Here is a 23,462-nt window from a genome sequence, read left to right as displayed (position 1 = left end):
GTGCGCAGGCGGGAATGACAAGGAGCGGCATGGATTGGTCTGTGGGCGGCACGGTCAGGCGTAAATTGCGATGGATGCGCGAAAAATGACCGGGGGGCTCAGATGCCTTGGCTGCCGGTGATCGTCAGAAGGAAAGCTGCAGTGAGGTTCCAGCCGATTGCGGTGAGACCAATTCGAGCTATGCCCAATCTGGTACTGGAAACGATCAGGCAAGACAAACAGTAGCTCCACACTAGCGCACCGCTGGCCAGTATTCTCATGTCACCCAAGCTGCGGGTAATCTCGCCGGAAACAAGATTTTGTGTGAAGTTCATGAGGAGGAGCGAAAATGGGATTGGAAATCCCCAAAAGAAGCCTGCAGGCAAAAACAACCAAATTCCCAAAGCGGTGACTAGGCGGGCGCGTGTCGGGCGAAAGATTTGTCGGGCGCGAGTTTCGGGGCCAATACGGTACTTAAGATACACTGAGAAAATCGACAGAGACATGACGATACAGATGACATCGCCGATGTTTAGATGAGCGTGAGACTGGCCTGGACTTGTAAAGGCCAAGTAATGCCGCGAAAGCATGACCACAAAAAACATGCAGGTGGCGATAACAGCAGCCTCAAGAATGTGTCTCCTCCAAGAGCGCAAGAGGGTTTGATTTTCCTTCATGGAGCTCTGTTTAGTAGCGCCTTAAATGTTACTCCAGTCCACTATTCCTGACCCGTATTATTGGGCCAATACGAGCGAACTGGCGCAAGCGTGACGTAAAATAGGCATCACTTCGGGAATTTTGACCGAGAGTAAGAGCTTTGGCGGATTAGGGGTTTTCCACAGGCGGAGGGCGTGCGATAGGGACGTGCCAAACGAGGTTCCCCCAAGGAGATTTGCGATGGAGATTCGTGAGGCGCTGACTTTCGATGATGTTCTACTGGTTCCAGCCGCGTCGGTGGTGCTGCCGTCTACGGCGGACACGCGCACACGGGTCACAAAGAGCATTGATCTTAACATTCCCCTGCTCAGTTCGGCGATGGACACTGTGACCGAAAGCCGGATGGCGATTGCTATGGCGCAGGCCGGCGGCATGGGGGTGATCCACAAGAACCTTGATGCGGAATCCCAGGCACGTGAAGTGCGCCGGGTGAAACGCTTTGAGAGCGGGATTGTCTATAACCCGGTCACGCTGACCCCGAACCAGACATTGGCAGATGCCAAGGCGCTGATTGAGCGTTATCGCTTTACCGGCTTCCCGGTGGTGGATGAAGCGGGCCGAGTTGTCGGCATCGTGACCAATCGCGACATGCGCTTTGCCCAGAGCGATGACACGCCTGTGCACGCGATGATGACCACCAATGATCTGGCGATGCTGGCGGAGCCTGCGGATCTGGAAGAGGCCAAGAGCCTGATGCGCGCGCGCCGGATTGAAAAGCTGTTGGTGCATGACGGGCAGGGTAAGCTCACTGGCCTTTTGACGCTGAAAGACACCGAGCAGGCTGTGCTGAACCCGACCGCCTGCAAAGACGAGCTGGGCCGTCTGCGTGTGGCTGCGGCCTCGTCCGTGGGTGACAGCGGCTTTGAGCGCTCTGAGATGCTGATTGACGCGGGTGTGGACATCGTTGTGGTGGACACCGCACACGGCCACTCTGAAGGGGTGATCGAAGCGGTGAAACGCATCAAATCCCAAAGCAACGCCGTGCAGGTGATTGCGGGCAACGTTGCCACAGGTGACGCCACACGCGCCTTGATTGATGCGGGCGCGGATGCGGTGAAAGTGGGCATCGGGCCGGGCTCGATCTGCACCACACGGATGGTGGCCGGCGTGGGCGTGCCTCAGCTGACCGCGATTGATGATTGTGCGACCGCAGCCGGTGACGTGCCGGTGATCGCAGACGGGGGCATCAAATTCTCCGGTGACTTCGCCAAGGCGATTGCGGCGGGTGCAAGCTGTGCCATGGTCGGCTCGATGATTGCGGGCACCGATGAGAGCCCCGGCGAGGTGATCCTCTATCAAGGCCGTTCGTTCAAATCCTACCGCGGTATGGGCAGCCTTGGCGCGATGGCGCGTGGCTCGGCGGACCGCTACTTCCAGAAGGATGCGGCAAGCGACAAGCTGGTGCCGGAAGGGATCGAAGGGCAGGTGCCTTATAAAGGTCCGGCAGGCACGGTGATCCACCAGCTGGTGGGCGGTTTGCGTGCGGCCATGGGCTACACCGGCAATGCCACTGTCGAAGAGATGCGCAAGAACTGCAAGTTTGTGAAAATCACCGGTGCGGGCCTGAAAGAGAGCCACGTGCATGACGTGCAGATCACCCGCGAAGCGCCAAACTACCGGATCGGCTGATGACACCGGCGGCGCGCGTTCAGGCGGCGATTGAGGTTCTGGATCAGATCCTTGAAGGCGCGCCAGCAGAGAAATCCCTGACCGGCTGGGCAAGACGCAGCCGGTTTGCGGGCTCCAAAGATCGGGCAGCAATCCGCGACCATGTGTTTGATGCGTTGCGTCAGCGCAATTCGGCGGCTCATCTGGGCGGCGGGCTGAGCGGGCGCGGGCTCATGGTCGGGGTTCTGCGGGCGCAGGGGGCTGATCTGGCGGCGTTGTTCACGGGGACGGCCTATGCACCTGCTGCTTTGGAGGATGCTGAAATCGCGGCTCCAGCAACAGATTTGCCCTTGGATGTGCCGGACTGGCTGGTTGAGCTGTTACGAGAAAGTCTTGGTGGGCAATTTGATGAAACGCTTGAGCAGATGCGTGCGCGTGCGCCGGTGTTTCTGCGCGTGAACCTTGCGAAATCCACTGTGGCAGAGGCGCAGGCGGCCTTGGATGCGGAGGGTGTTGCGACGCGCGCGGTGGCGCTTGTGGACACAGCGCTGGAGGTCACGGAGGGCGCGCGGCGCATTCGGCAGGCAGCACCTTATCTGAACGGCGCTGTGGAGCTGCAGGATGCGGCCTCACAGGCGATGGTGGCAGAGCTGCCGCTGGCCAAAGGCATGAAAGTTCTGGATTACTGCGCGGGTGGTGGGGGCAAAACCCTTGCCATGGCGGGGCAGGTGAAGGGGCAGTTTTATGCCCATGATGCAGCCCCGCGCCGGATGGCGGATTTGCCGGAACGGGCCAAACGCGCAGGCTTGAAAGTCAGCTTGGTGGATGCGCCGCAGACACATGCGCCTTATGATCTGGTGCTCTGTGATGCACCCTGTTCGGGCAGCGGAACATGGCGGCGTACACCGGATGCGAAGTGGCGATTTAGCCAAGACGATCTGGCGGATCTGACCCGAATTCAGGCGGGGATTCTGGATCAGGCACAGAGTTTGGTCGCAGAGGATGGCGTGCTGGCCTATGCCACATGCTCTTTCCTTGAGGCCGAAAATATGGCGCAAATCAACGCCTTCCACGACCGTCATCCGGGGTGGGAGACGCTCTCGTCGCGGCAGTATTCATTTGCTGATGGCGGCGACGGATTTTTTGACGCGGTTTTGCGTCGAAAATAAGGTAGAATAGATGAATCCTCAGTTATCGTTAATGCGTGATTAAGGATATTTCGCGCATATTAACGAAAACCAAAAACAGTAGGTGCAAACGTGTCTAGCTCGACCGATGCAGCGCAACCGCTGCCCCGCAAAAAGGCAGCAACTCCCCATCACGCCGGACTTCTCGCCTTTGCCGCGCTCGCCATGGTGGCTACGACATTTATGCTCGAAAACGAGATGTTGCGGCTGATCATGCTGTTTGCCAGCGGGCTGACAGGCTTTGCCTGTGCGGTGACCATGGCGCTGTCGATGCGCCGCCGTGCGGTGCAAAACGGCGTTGTTGAGCTGCTGACCCAGCTGCATGTGGATGCCGAAGAGCAGGTGCTTGTTACCGATTTTGCAGGTCGCGTGCTTTATGCGAACAAGACAGCGCTGGAAGCGGGCGGGGATGCGCGTGAGACCATGCAGGATGTGCTGGCCGGTCACGTTCTGGATGCGGAAAACAAGGTCGCGGATGCCATTGCCACCAGCTTGACCGAAGGCAAGCACGAAGACGAACTTGTGTTGCGTGACAATATGTTGCGGCTCAAGGTTCAGCTGGTTGACGAGGATATTCTGCTCTGGACCATGAGCAAGACCCACCCGGCCAAAGACGCCGCTGCTGCGGGCACCGGGCCAAAGCTGCCGATGCTGACTGCCGGGCGCACCGGCACGATTTTGTTCATGAATGCCGCGGCGCGCGCGCTGCTCGGCGAACGTAAAAAGACGCTGACAGATGTGTTTGGCCCCGATGTGGCGCAGCCGCGCGATGCGACGGTGATCCACACCTCAAGCGGTGAGCAGCAGTGTCTGGTGGCGCAATATGATGCCACGGCGGGCCGTCGTGAGATCTATCTTTTGCCAACCGAAACCCCTGTGACTCACGGCGGTGCGATGCAGTTTGATGAGTTGCCGGTGCCGATTGTGAAGCTAGAGCCTGAGGGCCGTGTGGTTCTGGCCAACCGTGCCGCGCGCAGCCTGATCCATCTGGACATCACCGAAGACACTGTGATGAGCGATCTGATGGAAGGCCTTGGCCGCTCCATTCGGGATTGGCTGGTGGAAGCTGCACAGGGCAAATCTGCCAAGAAAAGCGAATTCCTGCGCCTGAAGCGCGAAGACAAAGAAGTCATCGTGCAGGTGAGCCTCAACCGCATCGTGGAAGGCAACGGGCGATCCCTGATCGCGGTTCTGAACGACGCAACCGAATTCAAATCGCTGGAAAAGCAGTTTGTGCAAAGCCAGAAAATGCAGGCGATTGGCCAGCTGGCTGGCGGTGTGGCGCACGATTTCAACAATCTTTTGACCGCGATTTCAGGGCATTGTGACCTGCTGTTGCTGCGCCATGATCAGGGGGATGCGGATTATGCGGATCTCATCCAGATCAACCAGAACGCCAACCGCGCCGCAGCACTTGTGGGGCAGCTGCTGGCGTTTTCACGCAAACAGAACCTGCGGCCCGAAGTGCTTGATCTGCGCAACACTTTGGCGGATCTGACCCATCTGCTGAACCGGCTGGTGGGGGAACGCGTGGCGCTTTCGCTGAGCAATGATCCGGTGCTGCCGTCGATCCGCGCAGACAAGCGCCAGCTTGAGCAGGTGCTGATGAACCTCGTGGTGAATGCGCGTGATGCGATGCCGGATGGCGGCGAAATCCGTGTCACAACTGAAGAGGTTGCTTTGGATGCGCCGCTGGAGCGGGACCGTGTTGTGGTTCCTGTCGGCAAATACGTGGCGGTCAAAGTGGCCGATCAGGGCATCGGGATCCCGCAGGACAAGATGCAGAAGGTGTTTGAGCCGTTTTACACCACCAAGAAAACCGGTGAGGGCACCGGGCTTGGGCTCAGCACCGCATATGGCATTGTGAAACAGACCGGCGGGTTCATTTTTGTGGACAGCACCGAGGGGGTGGGCACCACATTTACGCTGATGTTCCCGGCCTATGGCGCGGCGGAAGAGTTTGTGCCGGAGCTGGATGAAAAGCGCCCCGATCTGCCGGCGGTGGAGCACAGCGGTGTGGTGCTTCTGGTGGAAGACGAGGCGCCGGTGCGCTCCTTTGCGACCCGCGCGCTCAAGATGCGGGGCTTCACGGTGCTCGAAGCTGCGAGCGGTGAAGAGGCTTTGGAGATTTTGGCCGCAGACCAGCCCGGCATCGACGTCTTTGTCAGCGATGTGATCATGCCAGGGATGGACGGGCCAACCTGGGTGCGTCAGGCACGCTCTGAATATCCGGAAGTGCCGGTGATCTTTGTGTCAGGTTACGCGGAAGACAGCTTTTCGGACGATCAGTCACGTATCGACAACTCAAGCTTCCTGCCCAAGCCGTTTTCGCTGGGCGATCTCACCGAAGCGGTGCAGGCGCGGATCAGCGGTTAAGACAGGCTTTCGTAAAGCTCAAATTCTGCGGCGCATTTGCGGCGCAGTTTCGCCAAGGTGGCCTCAGGCAGATCAAGCGGCATCGACGGGGAGCTGTTGCGCCGCTCCAGAGTGATCTTCTGATCCAGACGTGCCTCAAGAAAGGCGAGCATCTTGGGCTGATCCTCATAGCGGAAGAGATGATCGACCTGCACGCCATTGGGGCGCGGCTCCAGAAACTTGGCCTGACTGCCGACATTGGCAAACGGCGCTTTCTTGTCGCCCTTCATATATTCCTGCACAAATTCGTCAAAGCTCACGTCATGGGTGGAGTTGCGATGGCCGCGCATACTGTCGCGGCGGCGATACCGATACCAGCTTGCCAGCCAGCTCACAGGTTCGCGCATCACGGCCATGAGTTCCATGTCATCGCGGTTGCAGGCGCGTTCAAACATCGGGCGGAAGAAGCGGTTATAGCGATAGACCGGCGCGTGTTTCAGCTCCGGGGGATTCGCAATCACCATATCGGCCACAGGGGCCAAAGCGGCCTCAATCGCGGTGGTGCCGGTTTTGGGCACCGATAGGAATACAAGTTTTTTGTTCCAGAAAACAAGCATCTGCGCGGCCTCGTTATGGTTTGTCTCAACTTATTATTGATCCGTAAACTAGTTGTTAACCAGCGCCTGCGGAAGATGTTCTTATTCTTTTCTATTGATTTGTTCTCCTTTTGATCTCATAAGATTGCAGAACAAGAGGTGAACACAGGCAGTGATTGCCGCCCGCGTGCGGGTGTGGAATAAGGAACCAAGCAAAATGGCAACGGCAGATCTTTTGACAATGACCTCCAAGAAATCCTCATCCCCGGATAAACAGAAGGCGCTGGACAGCGCGCTGGCACAGATCGAGCGGCAGTTCGGCAAAGGCTCCATCATGAAGCTGGGCGCCGACAACCCTGCGCAGGAGATTGAGGCGACCTCGACCGGGTCCCTGAGTCTGGACATTGCGTTGGGCATTGGCGGTCTGCCCAAGGGCCGGATCATTGAGATTTACGGGCCGGAAAGCTCCGGTAAAACCACGCTGACGCTGCATTGTATTGCAGAAGAGCAGAAAAAAGGCGGCGTCTGCGCCTTTGTGGACGCGGAACACGCGCTGGACCCGCAGTATGCCAAGAAGCTTGGCGTCAATCTGGACGAGTTGCTGATTTCGCAGCCCGACACCGGGGAACAGGCGCTTGAGATCACCGACACGCTGGTGCGCTCTGGTGCTGTGAACATGGTTGTGGTCGATTCGGTTGCGGCGCTGACGCCGAAGTCCGAACTTGAAGGCGACATGGGTGACAGCAATGTGGGTGTGCAGGCCCGCCTGATGAGCCAGGCGATGCGTAAGCTGACCGGTTCCATCGCGCGCTCCAACTGTATGGTGATCTTCATCAACCAGATCCGGATGAAAATCGGCGTGATGTTTGGCAGCCCTGAAACCACGACCGGTGGTAACGCGCTGAAATTCTACAGCTCCGTGCGTCTGGACATCCGCCGCATTGGTGCGCTGAAAGACCGCGACGAGGTGGTCGGCAACGCGACCCGTGTGAAAGTTGTCAAAAACAAGGTGGCACCGCCGTTCAAGCAGGTGGAATTTGACATCATGTATGGCGAAGGCATCTCCAAAATGGGTGAGCTGCTGGATCTGGGCGTGAAAGCCGGTGTGGTGGAGAAATCCGGCAGCTGGTTCAGCTATGGTGATGAGCGGATCGGGCAGGGGCGTGAGAACGCCAAGACCTTCCTGAAGGAAAACAACCGTATGGCGCTTGAGATCGAAGACAAGATCCGCGCCGCACATGGGTTGGATTTCGACATGCCACCTGCTGACGAAGAGCTTTTGGAAGATTGACCCCGTCACATGAAGACTTAATGCGGGCTTTGCCGCATGTTTTGGCCGCTCCCAAAGACGGGGCGGCCATTTCGCATTTGTGCCTGCGGCCTGAACGCAATGCGCGCAAGTTTGTCGATGAGATCACCCTGACCAAGGCACAGGGCATTCCGGGGGAGCGGTGGATGACCCAACCCTGGATCCGCACGGAAAACGGTGATCCGCATCCGGGCATTCAGGTCTGTGTGATTCCAAAACGGGTTCTGGATCTGGTCTGGTCGCCAGAAGATGACGCGCTGTTTCCGGGCGATACCTTTACCGCCGATTTGGATATGACCGAGGCGAACCTGCCCGAGGGGCAATATCTTTCGGTGGGCAGCGCGGAGCTGCGGGTGTCTGAGGTGTTCAATGATGCCTGCGTGAAGTGGAAAGCGCGCTATGGTCAGCCGGTTTTTGACTGGGTGCGCAGGCCGGAATACCGCAACCTGCGACTGCGGGGCATTTTGTGCAGCATTGAGAAGGACGGTGTTGTGCGCAGCGGGGATGTGATGCGAAAAATCGACCGGATATAGGTCCAGCTGCGCCTTGATCTCTTTGACATGTGGACAGGCAGGCGTGGGGGTTATAAACCCGCTGCAATACCGAAACTCAGGTAAAGAGATCAGCCCATGGCCAGCCTTAACGACATCCGGTCGACCTTTCTGAATTACTTCGCCAAACAGGGCCATGAGATTGTGGACTCAAGCCCGTTGGTGCCACGCAATGACCCGACGTTGATGTTCACCAACTCGGGGATGGTGCAGTTTAAGAACCTCTTCACAGGGGTGGAAAAACGCGACTATCAGCGCGCGACAACCTCCCAGAAATGTGTGCGCGCCGGCGGCAAGCACAACGATCTGGACAACGTGGGCTATACCGCGCGCCACCACACATTCTTTGAGATGCTCGGCAACTTCTCTTTTGGCGACTACTTCAAAGACGAAGCAATCCCGTTTGCGTGGGAGCTGATCACCAAGGAATTCGGCATTCCGAAGGACAAGCTCTACACCACCGTCTATCACACCGATGACGAAGCCTTTGAGATCTGGAAGAAACTCGGCGTGGCTGAGGAGCGGATCATCCGCATCGCCACCTCCGATAACTTCTGGCAGATGGGGCCAACCGGCCCTTGTGGTCCGTGCACGGAAATCTTTTATGACCACGGCGATCACATCTGGGGTGGCCCTCCCGGCTCCCCTGAGGAAGATGGCGACCGTTTCATTGAGATCTGGAACGTGGTGTTCATGCAGAACGAGCAGTTTGAAGATGGTTCGATGAAGGCGCTGGACATGCAGTCGATCGACACCGGCATGGGGCTGGAGCGGATTGGCGCGTTGCTGCAGGGCAGCCACGACAACTATGACACTGATCTGTTCAAGGCGCTGATCGAGGCTTCCGCCAATCTGACCTCGACCGATCCATATGGCGATCAGAACGTGCATCACCGCGTGATTGCGGACCATTTGCGCTCCACCTCCTTCCTGATGGCAGATGGTGTGATGCCGTCCAACGATGGCCGGGGCTATGTGCTGCGTCGCATCATGCGTCGCGCGATGCGTCATGCGCACCTGCTGGGCGCAAAAGATCCAGTGATGCATCAGCTGGTGCCGGCTCTGGTCACTCAGATGGGCCAAGCCTACCCGGAGCTGGGACAGGCGCAGGCGCTGATCGAAGAGACCCTGAAGCAGGAAGAAACCAAGTTTAAAGCGACGCTGGATCGTGGTCTGAAGCTGCTGGATGACGAGCTTGGCGGGTTGGAAGAGGGCGCGCCGCTCTCTGGTGAGGCGGCCTTCAAACTCTATGACACTTACGGTTTCCCGCTGGATTTGACGCAGGATGCGCTGCGCGAGAAGGGCCGTGAGGTTGACACCGACGGTTTTGATGCCGCGATGGCGGAGCAGAAGGCCAAGGCGCGTGCGGCCCATGTGGGGTCCGGCGATGTGGCTGAGGATGCGATCTGGTTTGATATTGCCGAGGACAACGGATCTTCCGAGTTCTTGGGCTATGACACCGAAACCGCCGAGGGGCAGGTGCAGGCCGTGCTGAAAGATGGTGCGCTTGTTGATGCGCTGGCGGAAGGCGAAGAGGGCTGGCTGGTGATGAACCAGACGCCATTTTATGCTGAAAGCGGCGGTCAGGTAGCAGACCATGGTGTGGTTGCGCGCCTTGAGAACCGCGATGAGCTGGGCCATGTCACCGACGTGCAGAAGTTTGCGGACAGCAAGCTAATTGCCCATAAGGTCAAAGTGGCGCGTGGCACGATCTCCAAAGGTGATCCGGTTGCCATGGACGTGGATCATGCGCGCCGCACGGCCATTCGCGCAAACCACTCTGCGACCCACCTGCTGCATGAAGCGCTGCGCGAAGCGCTTGGCGATCATGTGGCTCAGCGTGGCTCGCTCAACGCCGATGACCGTCTGCGCTTTGACTTCAGCCACAACAAGGCGCTGAGCGCTGAGGAACTGACCCAGGTTGGCCTCGATGTGAACGCCTATATTCGCCAGAACACCGCCGTGGAAACCCGGATCATGACGCCTGATGACGCGCGTGAAATGGGCGCACAGGCGCTGTTTGGTGAGAAATATGGCGATGAGGTGCGCGTGGTCTCTATGGGCCGTGCCAACACCGGCAAAGGGCTGAATGGCGACACTTACTCGCTGGAGCTTTGCGGCGGCACCCATGTGAAACAGACCGGCGACATCGGTGTGTTTGTGCTTCTGTCTGACAGCGCGTCCTCTGCCGGTGTGCGCCGGATCGAGGCGCTGACCGGTGAGGTGGCGTTTGCGCATTTGGAACGTGAAGCCAAACGTGTGGCCGAAGTGGCTGGCACGCTGAAGGCGCAGCCAGCGGACATCGTGGACCGTGTGAAAGCGCTTCTGGATGAACGTAAGGCGCTGCAAAACGAAGTGGCGACTCTGCGTCGTGAGCTGGCCATGTCTGGTGGAGCTGGTCAGGGCGCTGGCCCGGAAGCCAAAGAGATCAACGGTGTGAAATTCTTTGCACAGGTGCTCTCTGGTGTGTCCGGCAAAGACCTGCCGCCGCTGATTGACGAGCATAAGGCGCGTCTGGAAAGCGGTGCGGTTCTGCTGATTGCGGACACCGATGGCAAAGTGGCTGTGGCCGCTGGTGTGACCGATGATCTGAAAGGCGACCTGAGCGCCGTGGATCTGGTGCGTGCGGCCGTGGGCGCATTGGGCGGCAAGGGCGGCGGTGGCCGTCCGGATATGGCTCAGGGCGGCGCCAAAGATGCCTCCAAAGCAGACGAAGCCTTTGTGGCTGCTGAAGCGGTGATCGCTGGCTGACCATTTGGTCAAATTCTGCTTGGACTGCCCGGCTTTTTAACTAAACTGCCGGGCAGAACAACAGGATTGGAGAGCCAGATGGGCGCACTTTGGATTGCACATGTCACCGTGACCGACGCGGAGGCCTATGGAAAATACGCAGAGCTCGCAGGCCCTGCGATTGCCAAACATGGCGGCGAGTTCATCGCGCGCGGCGGCAAATTTGTGCAGCTTGAGGGCAAAGAGCGCCCCCGCAATGTGGTGGCGAAATTCCCGGATGTGGACACGGCGGTGGCCTGCTATCACAGCCCCGAATACCAAGAAGCGCTGAACCACGCGCGGGGCGCAAGTGAGCGCGAACTGATGGTGGTTGAAACCACCGATTAAGCGGAAGGAGACTGGCCAGATGTGTCGTTGGGCCGCCTATATCGGGCACCCCTGTTATCTTGAAGATCTCGTCACGCGGCCAGATCACTCGCTGATCCAGCAAAGTATGCAGGCGACTGAATGCAAAACCCAGACCAATGGCGATGGCGTTGGTCTGGCGTGGTACGGCAGCCGCCCGGAACCGGGGCTGTACCGCGACACCCATCCGGCCTGGTCTGATCCCAATCTGCGCTCGCTGACCGCGCAGGTGCAATCGGAGCTGTTTCTGGCCCATGTGCGGGCCTCGACCGGCACCGCTACCAGCCGCAACAATTGCCATCCTTTTGCGGTGGGCAAATGGTCTTTCATGCACAACGGGCAGATCGGGGGATTTGAGAATTTCCGCCGTCGTGCCGATATGCTGATCCCCGATGACCTCTACCAAGAGCGCAAAGGCGCAACCGACAGCGAAGTGCTGTTTCTCTTGGGGCTGACCGAAGGCTTGCAGGACAATCCACGCGAGGCGATGGAAATCGCCGTGGGCATTCTGGAGCGGATGAGCCGGGAGCGGGGCAGCACGCCACATATGCGGCTGGCCACAGCGTTTTCCGATGGCGAGACGCTTTATGCGATCCGCTATGCCTCAGATGAGCGCGCGCCCACGGTCTATCACAAGATCAGCGAAAGCCGGAGCGGCCGTGCGGTGGTGAGCGAGCCGCTGGTGCCCGCCGAAGATGGCTGGGAAGTGGTGCCGCCGGGCAGTTTCTGCCGTTTTCACAAAGATGGCAGCTATGAGATCGAGCCGTTCTCGCCGCTGAGCTGATCTCAGATCAAGAAGAACTTCACGGCCCAGAATAGGAAGATGCCGTGCAGGATCGGGTAGACCCAGATCACCAGATAGGTGTCGATTTTGCGCGCCAGGGCTTCGCGGCCTGTGGTTTTCATGCGCCGGAGCATGATGTTCACAAGCACGGTTGAGCCGGTGATGACAAACATGCCCGCGAGCAGGGAATCCATGAAAGTGAGATAGCCGAGCTTTGGCAGCATGGTGGAGATCGCAAAGTTAAAGGCGACAAACACCAGCAGATTGGCAGAGGCCATGTCGATGCGGCGGCGGTATTCTTCGAGAAAGAACGTGGCCCAGGTCACAAAGAGGATGATGACCAGCGGCAGCATGATGCGCAGCATGTAATATTGCACGTGGCGTTTGCCCTCAAACCGCAGGGCAACCATGGAGGTTTCACGCTCCCCAATGCCGGGCACGTTTGAGGCGGCGATGCTGGAGTTGGACAGGATCCATTCCTCTTCGCCCAGCAAATCGCCCATGCCGGTTTTGTCTTCCAGCGGGTAGAATTCTACAAATTCAGTGGGAAGAAGGGAGGAGACTTCGACAAAAAACTCCTGCTTATCAAACGGGTATCTTTTGAAATTGAAGTGTGGCGCCTGAAAGGTGGCGCTGAATCGTTCGGCGTAGTTTGTCTGGCCTGTTGCGGAGACCAGTATCGAGGATTGCTGTGTGAAGCGGCGGCCCTGCTGGTTGCGGAAGATGAAATAGGGCAGAAACTCTCCGGTCTCTTTCAGTTCTTCGCTGAACCCTTCCGGACTGTAGGTTTTGTATTCAAAGCCGTGCTCTTCAGCGTCAAAGGCGAGATTGGGGTAGTCCACCTGTAGAAACAGCGTGCCGACCACGCCGAAGTTTTCGGACTGCTGATCAACAAAGGTGATCTGGTCGATCTTGATGCCAACGCCCACGCGCTTATGGGCGTTTTGTGTGGTGATCGCTTGTCGTGCGGGGAGCGCGCCAAAGCCTTCCATCTGGGCATGCAGGAGCGCGGGCGTGAAGGTAAGGAGGCTGAGGGCAAAAGCTGCAAGCAGTCTGAGCAACATGGCGACGAAAAAGAACCTTTGGAAATCAATTGCTCCAAAGGTCAAACAAAATGCGCGTTTTCTCAAGACTTAATGCGATTTGTCGCGCACGGTTGCAAAACCATGGCGCGGCAGACACCAAAAAGAAACGCCGGAGCGGGGCTCCGGCGTTTTGTCATTTAGCCAACCTGTTTGGACATCCGCTTGCGCTCATGCGGGTCGAGATAGCGCTTGCGCAGACGCACGTTGTTGGGGGTCACTTCCACCAGCTCGTCGTCGTTGATGTAGGCAATCGCCTCTTCCAGAGATAGCACCATCGGTGTGGTCAGGCGTACCGCTTCGTCGGAACCAGAGGCACGGACGTTGGTGAGCTTCTTGCCTTTGAGCGGGTTCACTTCGAGATCGTTGTCGCGGGAGTGCTCGCCGATGATCATGCCGGTGTAGACGTCGGCCTGTGCACCGATCATCATTTTGCCGCGATCTTCGAGGTTCCAGAGGGCGTAAGCCACAGACTGGCCGTTCTCCATGGAGATCAGCACACCTGCGCGGCGGCCCGGGATGGCACCTTTGAATTCGGTCCAGCCGTGGAACACGCGGTTCAGAACGCCGGTGCCGCGGGTGTCGGTGAGGAATTCACCGTGGTAGCCGATCAGGCCACGGGAGGGCACATGGGCGATGATGCGAGTTTTGCCAGCACCAGCGGGGCGCATTTCGACCAGCTCACCTTTGCGCGCACCGGTGAGTTTTTCGATCACCGCGCCGGAGTATTCGTCATCCACGTCGATGGTGGCTTCTTCGACCGGCTCCATCTTCACGCCGTTCTCTTCGCGCATGATCACCTGCGGACGGGAGATCGACAGCTCAAAGCCTTCGCGGCGCATGTTTTCGATCAGAACGCCCATCTGAAGTTCGCCACGGCCGGAAACCTCAAAGGCTTCGCCACCCGGGGTGTCTTCAATTTTGATCGCGACGTTGGATTCCGCTTCTTTGTAGAGGCGGTCACGGATCACACGGGACTGCACTTTTTTGCCGTCACGACCGGCCAGAGGGCTGTCGTTGATGCCAAAGGTCACGGTGATGGTGGGCGGATCGATTGGCTGCGCCTCAAGCGGCTCATCCACGGCGAGCGCACAGATGGTGTCTGCCACGGTGGCTTTCGCCATGCCTGCGATGGAGACGATGTCGCCAGCTTGGGCTTCTTCGATGTCCTGCTGGGCAAGGCCACGGAAGGCCTGAATTTTGGTGACGCGGAACTGTTCGATTTTCTGGCCGATGCGGGAGATCGCCTGAACGGTTGCGCCCACTTTCAGCGTGCCGGATTCCACACGACCGGTGAGGATGCGGCCCACAAACGGGTCGGAGCCCAGCGTGGTGGCCAGCATGCGGAAGTCGTCGTCCTGACGGGTCACCTGCTTGGGTGCAGGGACGTGGTTCACGATCAGGTTGAAGAGCGCGTGCAGGTCTTTGCGTGGGCCATCAAGCTCTGCATCCGCCCAGCCGTTACGACCGGAGGCATACATGTGGGGGAAGTCGAGCTGGTCGTCGTTTGCATCGAGCGAGGCAAAGAGGTCAAAACACTCATCCAGCGCGCGGTCAGGCTCGGCGTCTGGTTTGTCCACTTTGTTAAGCACCACAATCGGGCGCAGACCCAGCGCAAGCGCCTTGGAGGTCACGAATTTGGTCTGTGGCATTGGGCCTTCAGCGGCGTCCACCAGCAGAACCACACCGTCCACCATGCTCAGGATACGCTCCACTTCGCCACCGAAGTCGGCGTGGCCGGGGGTGTCCACGATGTTGATGCGGGTGCCTTTCCATTCCACGGAAGTTGGCTTGGCAAAGATCGTGATGCCGCGTTCGCGCTCCAGATCGTTGCTGTCCATGGCGCGTTCCGCCACTTCTTGGTTTTCCCGGAATGCGCCCGACTGTTTCAGCAGCTCGTCCACAAGCGTGGTCTTGCCGTGGTCAACGTGAGCGATGATGGCGATGTTGCGAAGATCCATAAGGGCAGCCTTTTCTGTTCGCGCCCGCCCTAACGTGGGTTGCGACAAAAGGCCAGCCCTTTATGGGGAAATTAATGCACTGCGGTCTTAGAAAACAGGTTGATGATCAAGATGCCAACCACAATCAGACCCATTCCCAAAATGGCGGGCAGGTCGAGCTTTTGGCCGAAGGCAAAATAGGCGATCACAGAGATCGAGATGATGCCGAGCCCGGACCAGACCGCATAGGTGATGCCCACCGGCAGGAACTTGAGGGTGAGCGCCATCATGTAAAACGCCAGACCATAGCCAATCACCACAATGATGGAGGGGATCGGTTTGGTGAACTGCTGGCTTGCCTGAAGCGCGGCGGTGCCGATGGTTTCAAACACAACGGCGATCATGAGGATCAGATAGGCTTTGGGCATGGGGCGTCCTGATGGTCAGCGCGCGATGTAGCGATCGCGCCGGTGGTTGGTTGCAATCATTATATTGGTGATCGCAGCGCCGATCAGCGAGAAGACGACAGCGTTCAGGTCAAAAAACGACAGGGCGAGTGCAAAGACGACCACATCAAACCCAAGTTGTGTCCAGCCAGCTTTGATGCCGCGGGTGTCTTGCAGCCAGACCGCAACGATGCCCACGCCGCCAAGGGTTGCGCCGTGGCGGAACAGCGCGATCAGGCCGGAGCCTGCGGTGATGCCTGCGAGGATTGCAGCCACCAGACTGTTGAGGTCGCTGATGGTGAAGAAGCTGGGCAGCAGATAGGACCAAAGCGACAGCAGTCCGACAGCCATGAAGGTTTTGAGCGTGAAGGTGAGCCCCATGCGCAGGTAGGCGATTACGTAAAACGGCATGTTGAACACAAAGAACAGCGCGGCGAAGGGCACGCCAAGCGCTTTGCTGGCCACAAGTGCGAGGCCCGCGATTTGACCGGTGAACAACCCGCTATTCTGCAGGAAGGTGACAGAAAGCGCCACCAAAAGCGTGCCGACCATAAGCCCCTGAAAATCATCAAAGAGGCTGTGTTTTTCGGGGTGGGGGGATTCCAGAAAGCTAACCATGGAGTGCGATTTGGATCAGAGAGCGCGGACTGTCCAGAGGGGGCAGGACAAAGCAGCTATGAACGCTGCACAAAGCTCTGCCGTTGCATGAAGTTTGGGCAGGTAAATTCAGGTGGTAAAAAGAAAAGGCGCCCGTATGAGGCGCCCTCTCAAACGTTACGCGGCAAGCGCCTTGTTGAGATTCTCGTTGATCTTCTCAAGGAAGCCCATGGTGGTGAGCCAGCCCTGATCGGGACCCACCAGCAAGGCCAGATCTTTGGTCATATAGCCGCTTTCCACGGTTTCGATGATCACACGCTCCAGCGTTTCGGCAAAGGCGCGCAGGGCGATGTTGTTGTCGAGTTTGGCGCGGTGCTTCAGGCCGCCAGTCCAAGCGTAGATCGAGGCGATCGAGTTGGTGGAGGTGGCTTCGCCCTTCTGGTGCTGACGATAGTGGCGGGTGACGGTGCCATGGGCCGCCTCTGCCTCCACGATCTTGCCATCCGGGGTCATCAGCTGGCTGGTCATCAGGCCGAGTGAGCCAAAGCCCTGTGCCACGGTGTCAGACTGCACGTCGCCATCGTAGTTTTTGCAGGCCCAGACAAATTTGCCGTTCCACTTCATGGCGCAGGCGACCATGTCGTCGATCAGGCGGTGCTCATACCAGATTCCGGCGGCTTTGAATTTCTCTTCAAACTCTTCCTCATAGACCTTCTGGAACAGGTCTTTGAAGCGGCCGTCGTAGGCTTTCAGGATGGTGTTCTTGGTGGAGAGATACACCGGCCAGCCCAAGTTGAGGCCGTAGTTCAGCGAGGCGCGTGCAAAGTCGACGATCGAGCTGTCGAGGTTGTACATCGCTTGATAGACGCCTGCGGATGGCGCGTCATAGACTTCTTTTTCGATCACGGTGCCGTCTTCGCCGACAAATTTCATGGTCAGCTTGCCCGCGCCCGGGAAGGTGAAATCAGTGGCTTTGTACTGATCGCCAAAAGCGTGGCGGCCCACAACGATGGGCGAGGTCCAGCCCGGAACAAGGCGGGGCACGTTGCGGCAGATGATTGGCTGGCGGAAGACCACACCGCCGAGAATGTTGCGGATGGTGCCATTGGGGCTGCGCCACATCTGTTTGAGGCCAAATTCCTCCACGCGCTGCTCATCGGGTGTGATGGTCGCGCATTTCACCGCAACGCCGACCTCTTTGGTTTTTTCGGCGGCGTCGATGGTGATCTGGTCGTTGGTGCGGTCACGTTCTTCGATGCCGAGATCATAATAGAGCAGATCGAGATCGAGATAGGGCAGGATGAGCTTGTCTTTGATGAACTGCCACATGATGCGGGTCATCTCATCGCCGTCCATTTCGACGATCGGGTTATCAACTTTGATCTTGGTCATGGGGGTCTCCTGTGAGCCGAGTCCTTCTTGCCGCTTCCTTAGCGGAAGTCAGGCCGATTTGAAAGTATTGTATGCAATAGTATACTAAAAATTCGTAACATCCGGAGAAGTCTTTGCCTTGCGGTGCCGCGGGAGCGCTGCGGGTTGGCGAGAAGGCATCTCGACCGCACCCACGTGCAAGGATAACATGTGGCCATTGATTAACGCCATTGGGAGCCTGAGCCGCATATGACAACAGAAGTCTTAAGACATTATGGCGACTCCTGGCGCTTGCGGGTGCCTTTTGTGAAATCCCATCTGGTTTTCAATCTGCTGTTGGCGGCTGTGTTCACACCGATGATGGCGGGTGCGATTTTTCTGGCCTTGAAGCTCTCCGGCAAACCGGCGCTCGCGGATTTTGACATCGCGTATTTCCTGCTGTCTCCGGTGGGGTTTGTGGCGGGGCTTTTGCTGATTGGCATGACGCTTGTGCTGCTGACTCTGAACCTGTCGTTCATGATGGCGGTGGCACTCAGGGACCGGGTGGGCAAATCACACGGGCTTTGGGATGGCATCGATCTGGTGATGCCGCGCTTGCCTGCGGTTCTGGGGCTGGCGGTGCAGATTGCCTTGAGACTTCTGGCGCTTGCCTTGCCTTTCCTCGCGGTGGCGGGGCTGGCGTTTTGGTATTGGCTGAGTGCCTATGACATCAACTATTACCTCAGCAAGCGCCCGCCGGAGTTTCAGCGTGCCGTTTTGGTGATCGCCGCGACGCTGGCTGTCATGGCGGGGGTGATGCTGTGGCGCAGTCTGGGTTGGGTTCTGTCGCTGCCATTGGTGCTGTTTGAGAGCATGGCGCCAGCAGATGCGATCAGAGAGAGCAAAGGGATGATGACAGGCAAGCGCATGGCGTTTGCGCTTCAGATCATTGCATGGGCGCTGATTGGCGCGCTGGTGAGTGCGCTGGTGCTTGGCGTTGTGGCGTTTGGGCTGCAAGCGGGGCTGCATGTGCTGTCTGAGAACCTGCGTGCAACCGCGGCTTTCTTATTGGTTTCAGTTGCTTGCTGGTCGCTTTTGAATTTGCTTCTGACGTCCTGGACCACCGGCGCATTGGCGGTGACCTTTTTGGATGCTTCGGAATGGCCCGACAGCAAGGCAGAGCGCCAAGCGCTTGCACCACGCGGGCTGTTGATCGCGGTGGTGGCCGTGGCCGCCGGGTCTGCGGGCCTTGGTGGTGCGGGGGTGCTGGAGCTGGCGCGCGTTGATCAGACACGACCGGTGGCGGTGATTGCCCATCGCGGCGCGGCAGGCGCGCGCCCGGAAAACACCATGGCCTCGGTGATGAAGGCGATTGAAGATCAGGCTGACTGGATTGAGATCGACGTGCAGGAAACCGTCGATGGCGCGGTGGTGGTGATGCATGACAGCGATTTCATGAAGCTTGCGGGCAATCCCATAAAGATCTGGGACGCCACCTTGGCGGATCTGGAGGAGATCGACATCGGCAGCTGGTATGATCCGGCCTTTGCTGAAGAGCGTGTTCCGCTGTTGCGCGATGTTCTTTTGGCGGCGAAAGACAAAGCCGGGGTGATCATTGAGCTGAAATACTACGGCCGTGATCAACAGTTGGAGCAGCGGGTGGTCGATATTGTCGAAGAGACCGGCATGGTGGAGCAGGTGCAGTTGATGTCGCTGAAATATGATGCGGTGCAAAAGATACATGGGCTGCGCCCGGAGTGGTCGGTGGGCCTGCTGGCCTCGGCTGCGCTTGGCAATATGTGGAAGCTGGATGCGGATTTTCTGGCGGTGAACAGCGCGACCGTGTCGCTTGATCTGGTGAAATCCGCGCAGGCGGTGGGCAAGCCCGTCTATGTCTGGACGGTCAATGATGCGCTGTCGATGTCAGGCATGCTGTCGCTGGGGGTGGACGGTTTGATCACGGATGAGCCGGCCTTGGCGCGGCAGGTGCTGGCAGAGCGCAAGACGCTGAGTGGCATTGAACGGGCGATCCTTGGCATGGCGGGGCGCATTGGGCTGGATCTGCCAGAGCAGGGCGATGAGGATGCTTAAACGGTTGGGCCTGTGCCTTTTGGCTGCATATGTGCCGGGCCATGTGAGTTTCGCGGATGAGCGTGATGCGGCGCGGTTTGCCTTTCCGGCCAAGGTGGAAATCTGGCGGCACAGCCGATTGGAATTGGTGCGGGACAGCGATCCAGATGCGTTGCAGCCCTTCACCTCAGACGGGTGTTCGGGGGGCATGTCCGCCGCTTGGGAAGCGCTGGCAGAGCAATCACCCTGGTTTTATGAGGTCTTTGAAACGCAGGCGCCGTGGCATGCGTGTTGTGTGACCCATGATCGGGCGTATCATCTGGGTGGAGAAGATCCCGCGCCGGAGGCCGGTTACTGGGCGCGCCTGCAGGCGGATGAGGCGCTGCGCAGCTGTGTGCAAGACGTCGGGCAACGCGACAGTGCGGCCTTGGCGGCGCAATACGGGCGCGAGGCTGAGGAAGTGGCGGCGATCATCACTTTTGTCAGTCAGCGGATGTATGAGGCCGTGCGCCTAGGCGGGTGGCCGTGCTCAGGGCTGTCCTGGCGCTGGGGCTATGGCTGGCCGCAATGCTGGTAAGCTGCGCTTAGGCGCGACTTTCAAACCACGCGGCAATGCGGGCCATGAGGTGATCCCAAATCGCGGGCGCCCCTTTGGCCACTTTCCAGCCGACGCGGTCTTCGAGCTGCTGGCGGGTGACGTTGTATTCTGGCCATGTGCCGCCGTCGGTTTCTAGGTTGCCAATCACCGGCTGGACCCGATCAATGCTTTTGGCAAAGACCGCGTCATCACTTTCGGCAGCTTCAAATTCATCCCATAAGGCACGGAATTCATTGGCTTGATCGGCAGGCAAAAGGCCAAAGATGCGATCTGCGGCGGCGCTTTCGGCGGCCTCCATCGCGGCAATGTCATGATCGCCGTGGATGGGGCTGTCGCCCACATCGATTTCCACAAGATCGTGGATCAACAGCATGCGGATCACGCGGTCGATGTTGATGTCACGATTGGAATGTTCGGCCAGGATCATCGCATAAAGCGCGATGTGCCAGCTGTGGCTGCCGCTGTCTTCTTTGCGGTGGCCATCGAGCACCTTGGTGGCCCGATATACAGATTTGAGTTTGTCCGCCTCAGTCAGAAAGGCAATTTGCTGGCTGAGACGATCACTCATGTGGGCTTTGTTTCCGCTGCTGCTTTGGCCGCACGGGCGGCTTTGACTTTGTTCACCAGAAAGGCGCGCGCTTTTTCCTCGGACATGCGCACGCGGATCTCGGTCAGAAAGGCCTCTTCAAGAGACTGCGAAGACGCCGCCAGCATATTTCCAACTTCCACAAAGAGGCGCTCATCGCCCAGCTCTTTCTGGGCTTTGAGGGTGTCTTCGGCAAGTTTGGCCGCCAGCGTCTCCAGCGAAGAGCTCATCAGCGGGTGCTTTCCGTCAGACGACGCTTCACGTAGTCGGTCACATTGCCGGTGAGCTGATCCATATACTCATCGGTTTCAAAGAAGTGGCCGGCACCGTCGATTTCGGTGTGCGTGATGGTGATGCCTTTTTGCTCGTGAAGTTTGTTCACAAGCGTATGGGTTTCTGCCGGAGGCGCCACACGGTCGTTCTTGCCGTTGATGATCAGGCCAGAGCTCGGGCAGGGCGCGAGGAAGGAGAAATCATACATGTTGGCAGGCGGGGCCACGGAGATGAAGCCGGTGATTTCCGGACGGCGCATCAGAAGCTGCATGCCGATCCAGGCACCAAAGGAGAAGCCAGCAACCCAGCAGTGCTTGGAGTTGTTGTTCATCGACTGCAGATAGTCGAGTGCGGAGGCCGCATCAGACAGCTCACCCACGCCCTGGTCGTATTCGCCCTGAGACCGGCCAACACCACGGAAGTTAAACCGCAAAACGGTGAACCCCATGTTGTAGAATGCGTAGTGCAGATTGTAGACGACCTTGTTGTTCATCGTGCCGCCAAATTGCGGATGCGGATGCAAAACGATGGCGATGGGGGCGTCTTTTTCTTTCTGCGGGTGGTAGCGGCCTTCGAGGCGGCCTTCTGGTCCTGGAAAAATCACCTCAGGCATGTTTGTCGTCAATCTCCCTCAGAAAGGTGGCCGGGAATTCTTGACGAAATCCCTCTATCACCTTAGAACGCTTCTAAATCGTGTGGCGCTTGTGCGCCGTGCAGGTTCTAGCGACTTAAGCTCAGAAGTGGCCGAGGTCAATCAGTTCGAAGGGGTCTGTCATGAAACTGTCGACAAAAGGACGCTATGCGGTGGTTGCGTTGGCGGATATTGCATTGCAGCCGCCAGAGAACCTCGTGAGCCTCAATGAGATTGCGAAGCGTCAGGACATTTCCCTGCCGTATCTGGAACAGCTGTTTGTGAAGCTGCGCCGGGCCGGGCTGGTTGAATCTGTGCGCGGCCCGGGCGGCGGGTATCGTTTGGCGCGCAGCGCGTCTGAGATTCGCACGGCGGATATTCTGGCGGCGGTGGATGAAACCGTGTCAGCGCTGCACACCGGTGCCGGCGCGAGCGGCGGGTCCAGCGGATCGCGGGCACAGTCGATGGCAAACCGCCTTTGGGAAGGTCTGTCGGCACATGTTTATGTGTTTCTGCATCAGACACGCCTGTCTGACATCGTGCAGAACGATCTTGCGCCATGTCCGGCGGTCCCAACCTTGTTTGCGGTTGTGGATGAAGAAGCCTGATGCGCGCCTATTTGGATCATAATGCCACCACGCCGATCCGGCAGGAGGCCAAGGACGCGATGATCGCGGCGATGGATGTGGTGGGCAACCCATCCTCCGTGCATGCCGAGGGGCGCGCGGCCAAGAGCCTTTTGGAGCGCGCGCGGGCAGAGATCGCGACAGCCTTTGGGGCGGATGGGGCGGATGTGATTTTTACCTCCAGCGCCACCGAGGCTGCGGCTTTGGCGCTGCGCGGGCGAGATTTGCTTGGTGCTGACGTGGAGCATGATGCTGTTGCGGCCTGGACCTCCGGCACCTTGCCTGTGGATGGCGGCGGGCGCGTTGCGATTGAAGACCCGAGCCAAAGCTGCGTGCAGCTGGCCAATTCGGAAACCGGCATTGTGCAGGATCTGCCCGAAGGGCTAGCGGTCAGCGATATGACGCAGGCCTTTGGCAAGCTGCCGCTGGCGTTTAACTGGAGCGGCGCGCAGATGGCGCTGATCTCGGCCCATAAGCTGGGTGGCCCCAAAGGCATTGGCGCGCTGGTGGTGAGACGCGGCACGGACGTGCCTGCGCAGCTTTTGGGTGGTGGTCAGGAAATGGGCCGTCGTGCTGGTACCGAAAACGTCATTGGCGCAGCAGGCTTTGCGGCCGCAGCGAGCGCGGCGGCGCGTGATCTGGCCAACGGCGTTTGGGACCGCGTGGCCGAGTTGCGCGATATGTTGGAGGCACGTCTTGCGAGCGAGACCTCTGACACCATCTTTGTGGGGCAGGGTGCAAAACGTCTGCCCAACACAAGCTGCATTGCGACCCCCGGCTGGAAGGGAGAGACGCAGGTCATGCAGATGGATTTGGCAGGCTTTGCGGTGTCTGCCGGTTCAGCCTGTTCGTCGGGCAAAGTCCGGGCGAGCAAGGTGCTGACCGCAATGGGGTTTGATGAACCCACAGCCGCGAGTGCAATCCGGGTCAGCTTGGGGCCCGTAACAACAGAGAACGATGTGATGGGGTTTGCCGATGCTTGGCTCTCCGTCCAGAGGAAACACCTTGCCCGTTCTGCATAAGAACACGGCAGGGCAGCGAA

Annotated in this window: 22 protein-coding genes; 12 read left to right on the top strand and 10 right to left on the bottom strand. The window is 58.6% G+C overall.

Annotated features, from left to right (window positions below):
• Window positions 1-98 precede the first annotated feature (98 nt).
• On the bottom strand, window positions 99-656 hold the full coding sequence (locus J7400_RS10700; RefSeq protein WP_209062936.1) for a hypothetical protein: 558 nt from the start codon (window positions 654-656) through the stop codon (window positions 99-101).
• Between the two features lie 220 nt (window positions 657-876).
• Between J7400_RS10700 and guaB the strand changes: the two genes are divergently transcribed.
• The 3 genes from guaB to J7400_RS10685 all read left to right on the top strand — a co-directional run bounded on the left by guaB (window position 877) and on the right by J7400_RS10685 (window position 5,867).
• Entirely contained in the window at window positions 877-2,325 is a 1,449-nt protein-coding gene (guaB, locus tag J7400_RS10695) for an IMP dehydrogenase (protein ID WP_209062934.1), read from the top strand.
• Window positions 2,325-3,473, top strand: coding sequence for an RsmB/NOP family class I SAM-dependent RNA methyltransferase (locus J7400_RS10690; protein ID WP_209062931.1), 1,149 nt, complete (start codon window positions 2,325-2,327; stop codon window positions 3,471-3,473). Before guaB ends, J7400_RS10690 begins: the two co-directional genes overlap by 1 nt.
• 90 nt (window positions 3,474-3,563) lie before the next feature.
• Window positions 3,564-5,867, top strand: a complete 2,304-nt coding sequence (locus J7400_RS10685; protein ID WP_348540168.1) for an ATP-binding protein — start codon at window positions 3,564-3,566, stop codon at window positions 5,865-5,867.
• Here J7400_RS10685 and J7400_RS10680 read toward each other — a convergent pair.
• A complete protein-coding gene (locus J7400_RS10680; protein WP_209062929.1) occupies window positions 5,864-6,463 on the bottom strand; it encodes a sulfotransferase family 2 domain-containing protein in 600 nt (199 codons plus the stop codon). The two genes, J7400_RS10685 and J7400_RS10680, sit on opposite strands and share 4 nt — an antisense overlap.
• Window positions 6,464-6,659: 196 nt before the next feature.
• On the opposite strand from J7400_RS10680, the gene recA reads away from it, so the two are divergent.
• From recA to J7400_RS10655, 5 genes are all read left to right on the top strand, one after another.
• A complete protein-coding gene (recA, locus tag J7400_RS10675) occupies window positions 6,660-7,733 on the top strand; it encodes a recombinase RecA (protein ID WP_209062927.1) in 1,074 nt (357 codons plus the stop codon).
• A 20-nt stretch (window positions 7,734-7,753) separates the two neighbouring features.
• The gene (locus J7400_RS10670; RefSeq protein WP_209062925.1) at window positions 7,754-8,284 is read left to right on the top strand and encodes a hypothetical protein; all 531 of its coding nucleotides are present in this window, start codon (window positions 7,754-7,756) and stop codon (window positions 8,282-8,284) included.
• Between the two features lie 96 nt (window positions 8,285-8,380).
• Complete coding sequence (gene alaS / locus J7400_RS10665) at window positions 8,381-11,053, top strand: alanine--tRNA ligase (protein WP_209062923.1); 2,673 nt, start codon at window positions 8,381-8,383, stop codon at window positions 11,051-11,053.
• Between the two features lie 78 nt (window positions 11,054-11,131).
• Complete coding sequence (locus tag J7400_RS10660; protein ID WP_209062921.1) at window positions 11,132-11,419, top strand: DUF1330 domain-containing protein; 288 nt, start codon at window positions 11,132-11,134, stop codon at window positions 11,417-11,419.
• Window positions 11,420-11,438: 19 nt separating this feature from the next.
• Window positions 11,439-12,221 carry a class II glutamine amidotransferase gene (locus J7400_RS10655; RefSeq protein WP_209062919.1) on the top strand — a complete coding sequence of 261 codons (783 nt, stop codon included), beginning with the start codon at window positions 11,439-11,441 and terminating at the stop codon, window positions 12,219-12,221.
• A 2-nt stretch (window positions 12,222-12,223) separates the two neighbouring features.
• Here J7400_RS10655 and J7400_RS10650 read toward each other — a convergent pair whose 3' ends face one another.
• From J7400_RS10650 to J7400_RS10630, 5 genes are all read right to left on the bottom strand, one after another.
• The gene (locus J7400_RS10650; RefSeq protein WP_209062917.1) at window positions 12,224-13,285 is read right to left on the bottom strand and encodes a hypothetical protein; all 1,062 of its coding nucleotides are present in this window, start codon (window positions 13,283-13,285) and stop codon (window positions 12,224-12,226) included.
• Window positions 13,286-13,443: 158 nt separating this feature from the next.
• On the bottom strand, window positions 13,444-15,264 hold the full coding sequence (typA, locus tag J7400_RS10645; RefSeq protein WP_209062916.1) for a translational GTPase TypA: 1,821 nt from the start codon (window positions 15,262-15,264) through the stop codon (window positions 13,444-13,446).
• A gap of 71 nt (window positions 15,265-15,335) precedes the next feature.
• Window positions 15,336-15,671: an SMR family transporter gene (locus J7400_RS10640; RefSeq protein WP_209062914.1), complete on the bottom strand. Its 336-nt coding sequence runs from the start codon at window positions 15,669-15,671 to the stop codon at window positions 15,336-15,338.
• A gap of 15 nt (window positions 15,672-15,686) precedes the next feature.
• Window positions 15,687-16,307: a YitT family protein gene (locus J7400_RS10635; RefSeq protein WP_209062912.1), complete on the bottom strand. Its 621-nt coding sequence runs from the start codon at window positions 16,305-16,307 to the stop codon at window positions 15,687-15,689.
• Window positions 16,308-16,463: 156 nt separating this feature from the next.
• Window positions 16,464-17,678 (bottom strand): NADP-dependent isocitrate dehydrogenase, encoded by a 1,215-nt coding sequence (locus J7400_RS10630; RefSeq protein WP_209062910.1) that lies wholly within the window; start codon window positions 17,676-17,678, stop codon window positions 16,464-16,466.
• Between the two features lie 228 nt (window positions 17,679-17,906).
• Here J7400_RS10630 and J7400_RS10625 point away from each other — a divergent pair, with 228 nt between their 5' ends.
• Both J7400_RS10625 and J7400_RS10620 read left to right on the top strand, forming a co-directional pair.
• Window positions 17,907-19,727 carry a glycerophosphodiester phosphodiesterase gene (locus J7400_RS10625; protein WP_209062907.1) on the top strand — a complete coding sequence of 607 codons (1,821 nt, stop codon included), beginning with the start codon at window positions 17,907-17,909 and terminating at the stop codon, window positions 19,725-19,727.
• Window positions 19,720-20,283 carry a hypothetical protein gene (locus J7400_RS10620; RefSeq protein ID WP_209062905.1) on the top strand — a complete coding sequence of 188 codons (564 nt, stop codon included), beginning with the start codon at window positions 19,720-19,722 and terminating at the stop codon, window positions 20,281-20,283. The genes J7400_RS10625 and J7400_RS10620 overlap by 8 nt, the downstream gene beginning before the upstream one ends.
• A gap of 7 nt (window positions 20,284-20,290) precedes the next feature.
• Here J7400_RS10620 and J7400_RS10615 read toward each other — a convergent pair whose 3' ends face one another.
• Genes J7400_RS10615 through J7400_RS10605 form a run of 3 tightly spaced genes read right to left on the bottom strand, consistent with a single transcriptional unit; the run spans window position 20,291 to window position 21,776 of the window.
• On the bottom strand, window positions 20,291-20,872 hold the full coding sequence (locus J7400_RS10615) for an HD domain-containing protein (protein ID WP_209062902.1): 582 nt from the start codon (window positions 20,870-20,872) through the stop codon (window positions 20,291-20,293).
• Entirely contained in the window at window positions 20,869-21,120 is a 252-nt protein-coding gene (locus tag J7400_RS10610; RefSeq protein ID WP_209062900.1) for a hypothetical protein, read from the bottom strand. The genes J7400_RS10615 and J7400_RS10610 overlap by 4 nt, the downstream gene beginning before the upstream one ends.
• Window positions 21,120-21,776: an alpha/beta hydrolase gene (locus J7400_RS10605; protein WP_209062898.1), complete on the bottom strand. Its 657-nt coding sequence runs from the start codon at window positions 21,774-21,776 to the stop codon at window positions 21,120-21,122. The genes J7400_RS10610 and J7400_RS10605 overlap by 1 nt, the downstream gene beginning before the upstream one ends.
• Window positions 21,777-21,937: 161 nt before the next feature.
• On the opposite strand from J7400_RS10605, the gene J7400_RS10600 reads away from it, so the two are divergent.
• Window positions 21,938-22,402 carry an Rrf2 family transcriptional regulator gene (locus J7400_RS10600; RefSeq protein ID WP_209062896.1) on the top strand — a complete coding sequence of 155 codons (465 nt, stop codon included), beginning with the start codon at window positions 21,938-21,940 and terminating at the stop codon, window positions 22,400-22,402.
• Window positions 22,399-23,442 carry a cysteine desulfurase family protein gene (locus tag J7400_RS10595; RefSeq protein ID WP_209063057.1) on the top strand — a complete coding sequence of 348 codons (1,044 nt, stop codon included), beginning with the start codon at window positions 22,399-22,401 and terminating at the stop codon, window positions 23,440-23,442. Before J7400_RS10600 ends, J7400_RS10595 begins: the two co-directional genes overlap by 4 nt.
• Window positions 23,443-23,462: the final 20 nt, after the last annotated feature.

Origin of the sequence: Shimia sp. R9_2 (assembly GCF_017743735.1) — a bacterium.
In the GTDB taxonomy this organism is placed as follows: domain Bacteria; phylum Pseudomonadota; class Alphaproteobacteria; order Rhodobacterales; family Rhodobacteraceae; genus Shimia.
The sequence above is the reverse complement of the archived record's forward strand: the minus strand, read 5'-3'. Positions and strand labels throughout refer to the sequence as shown.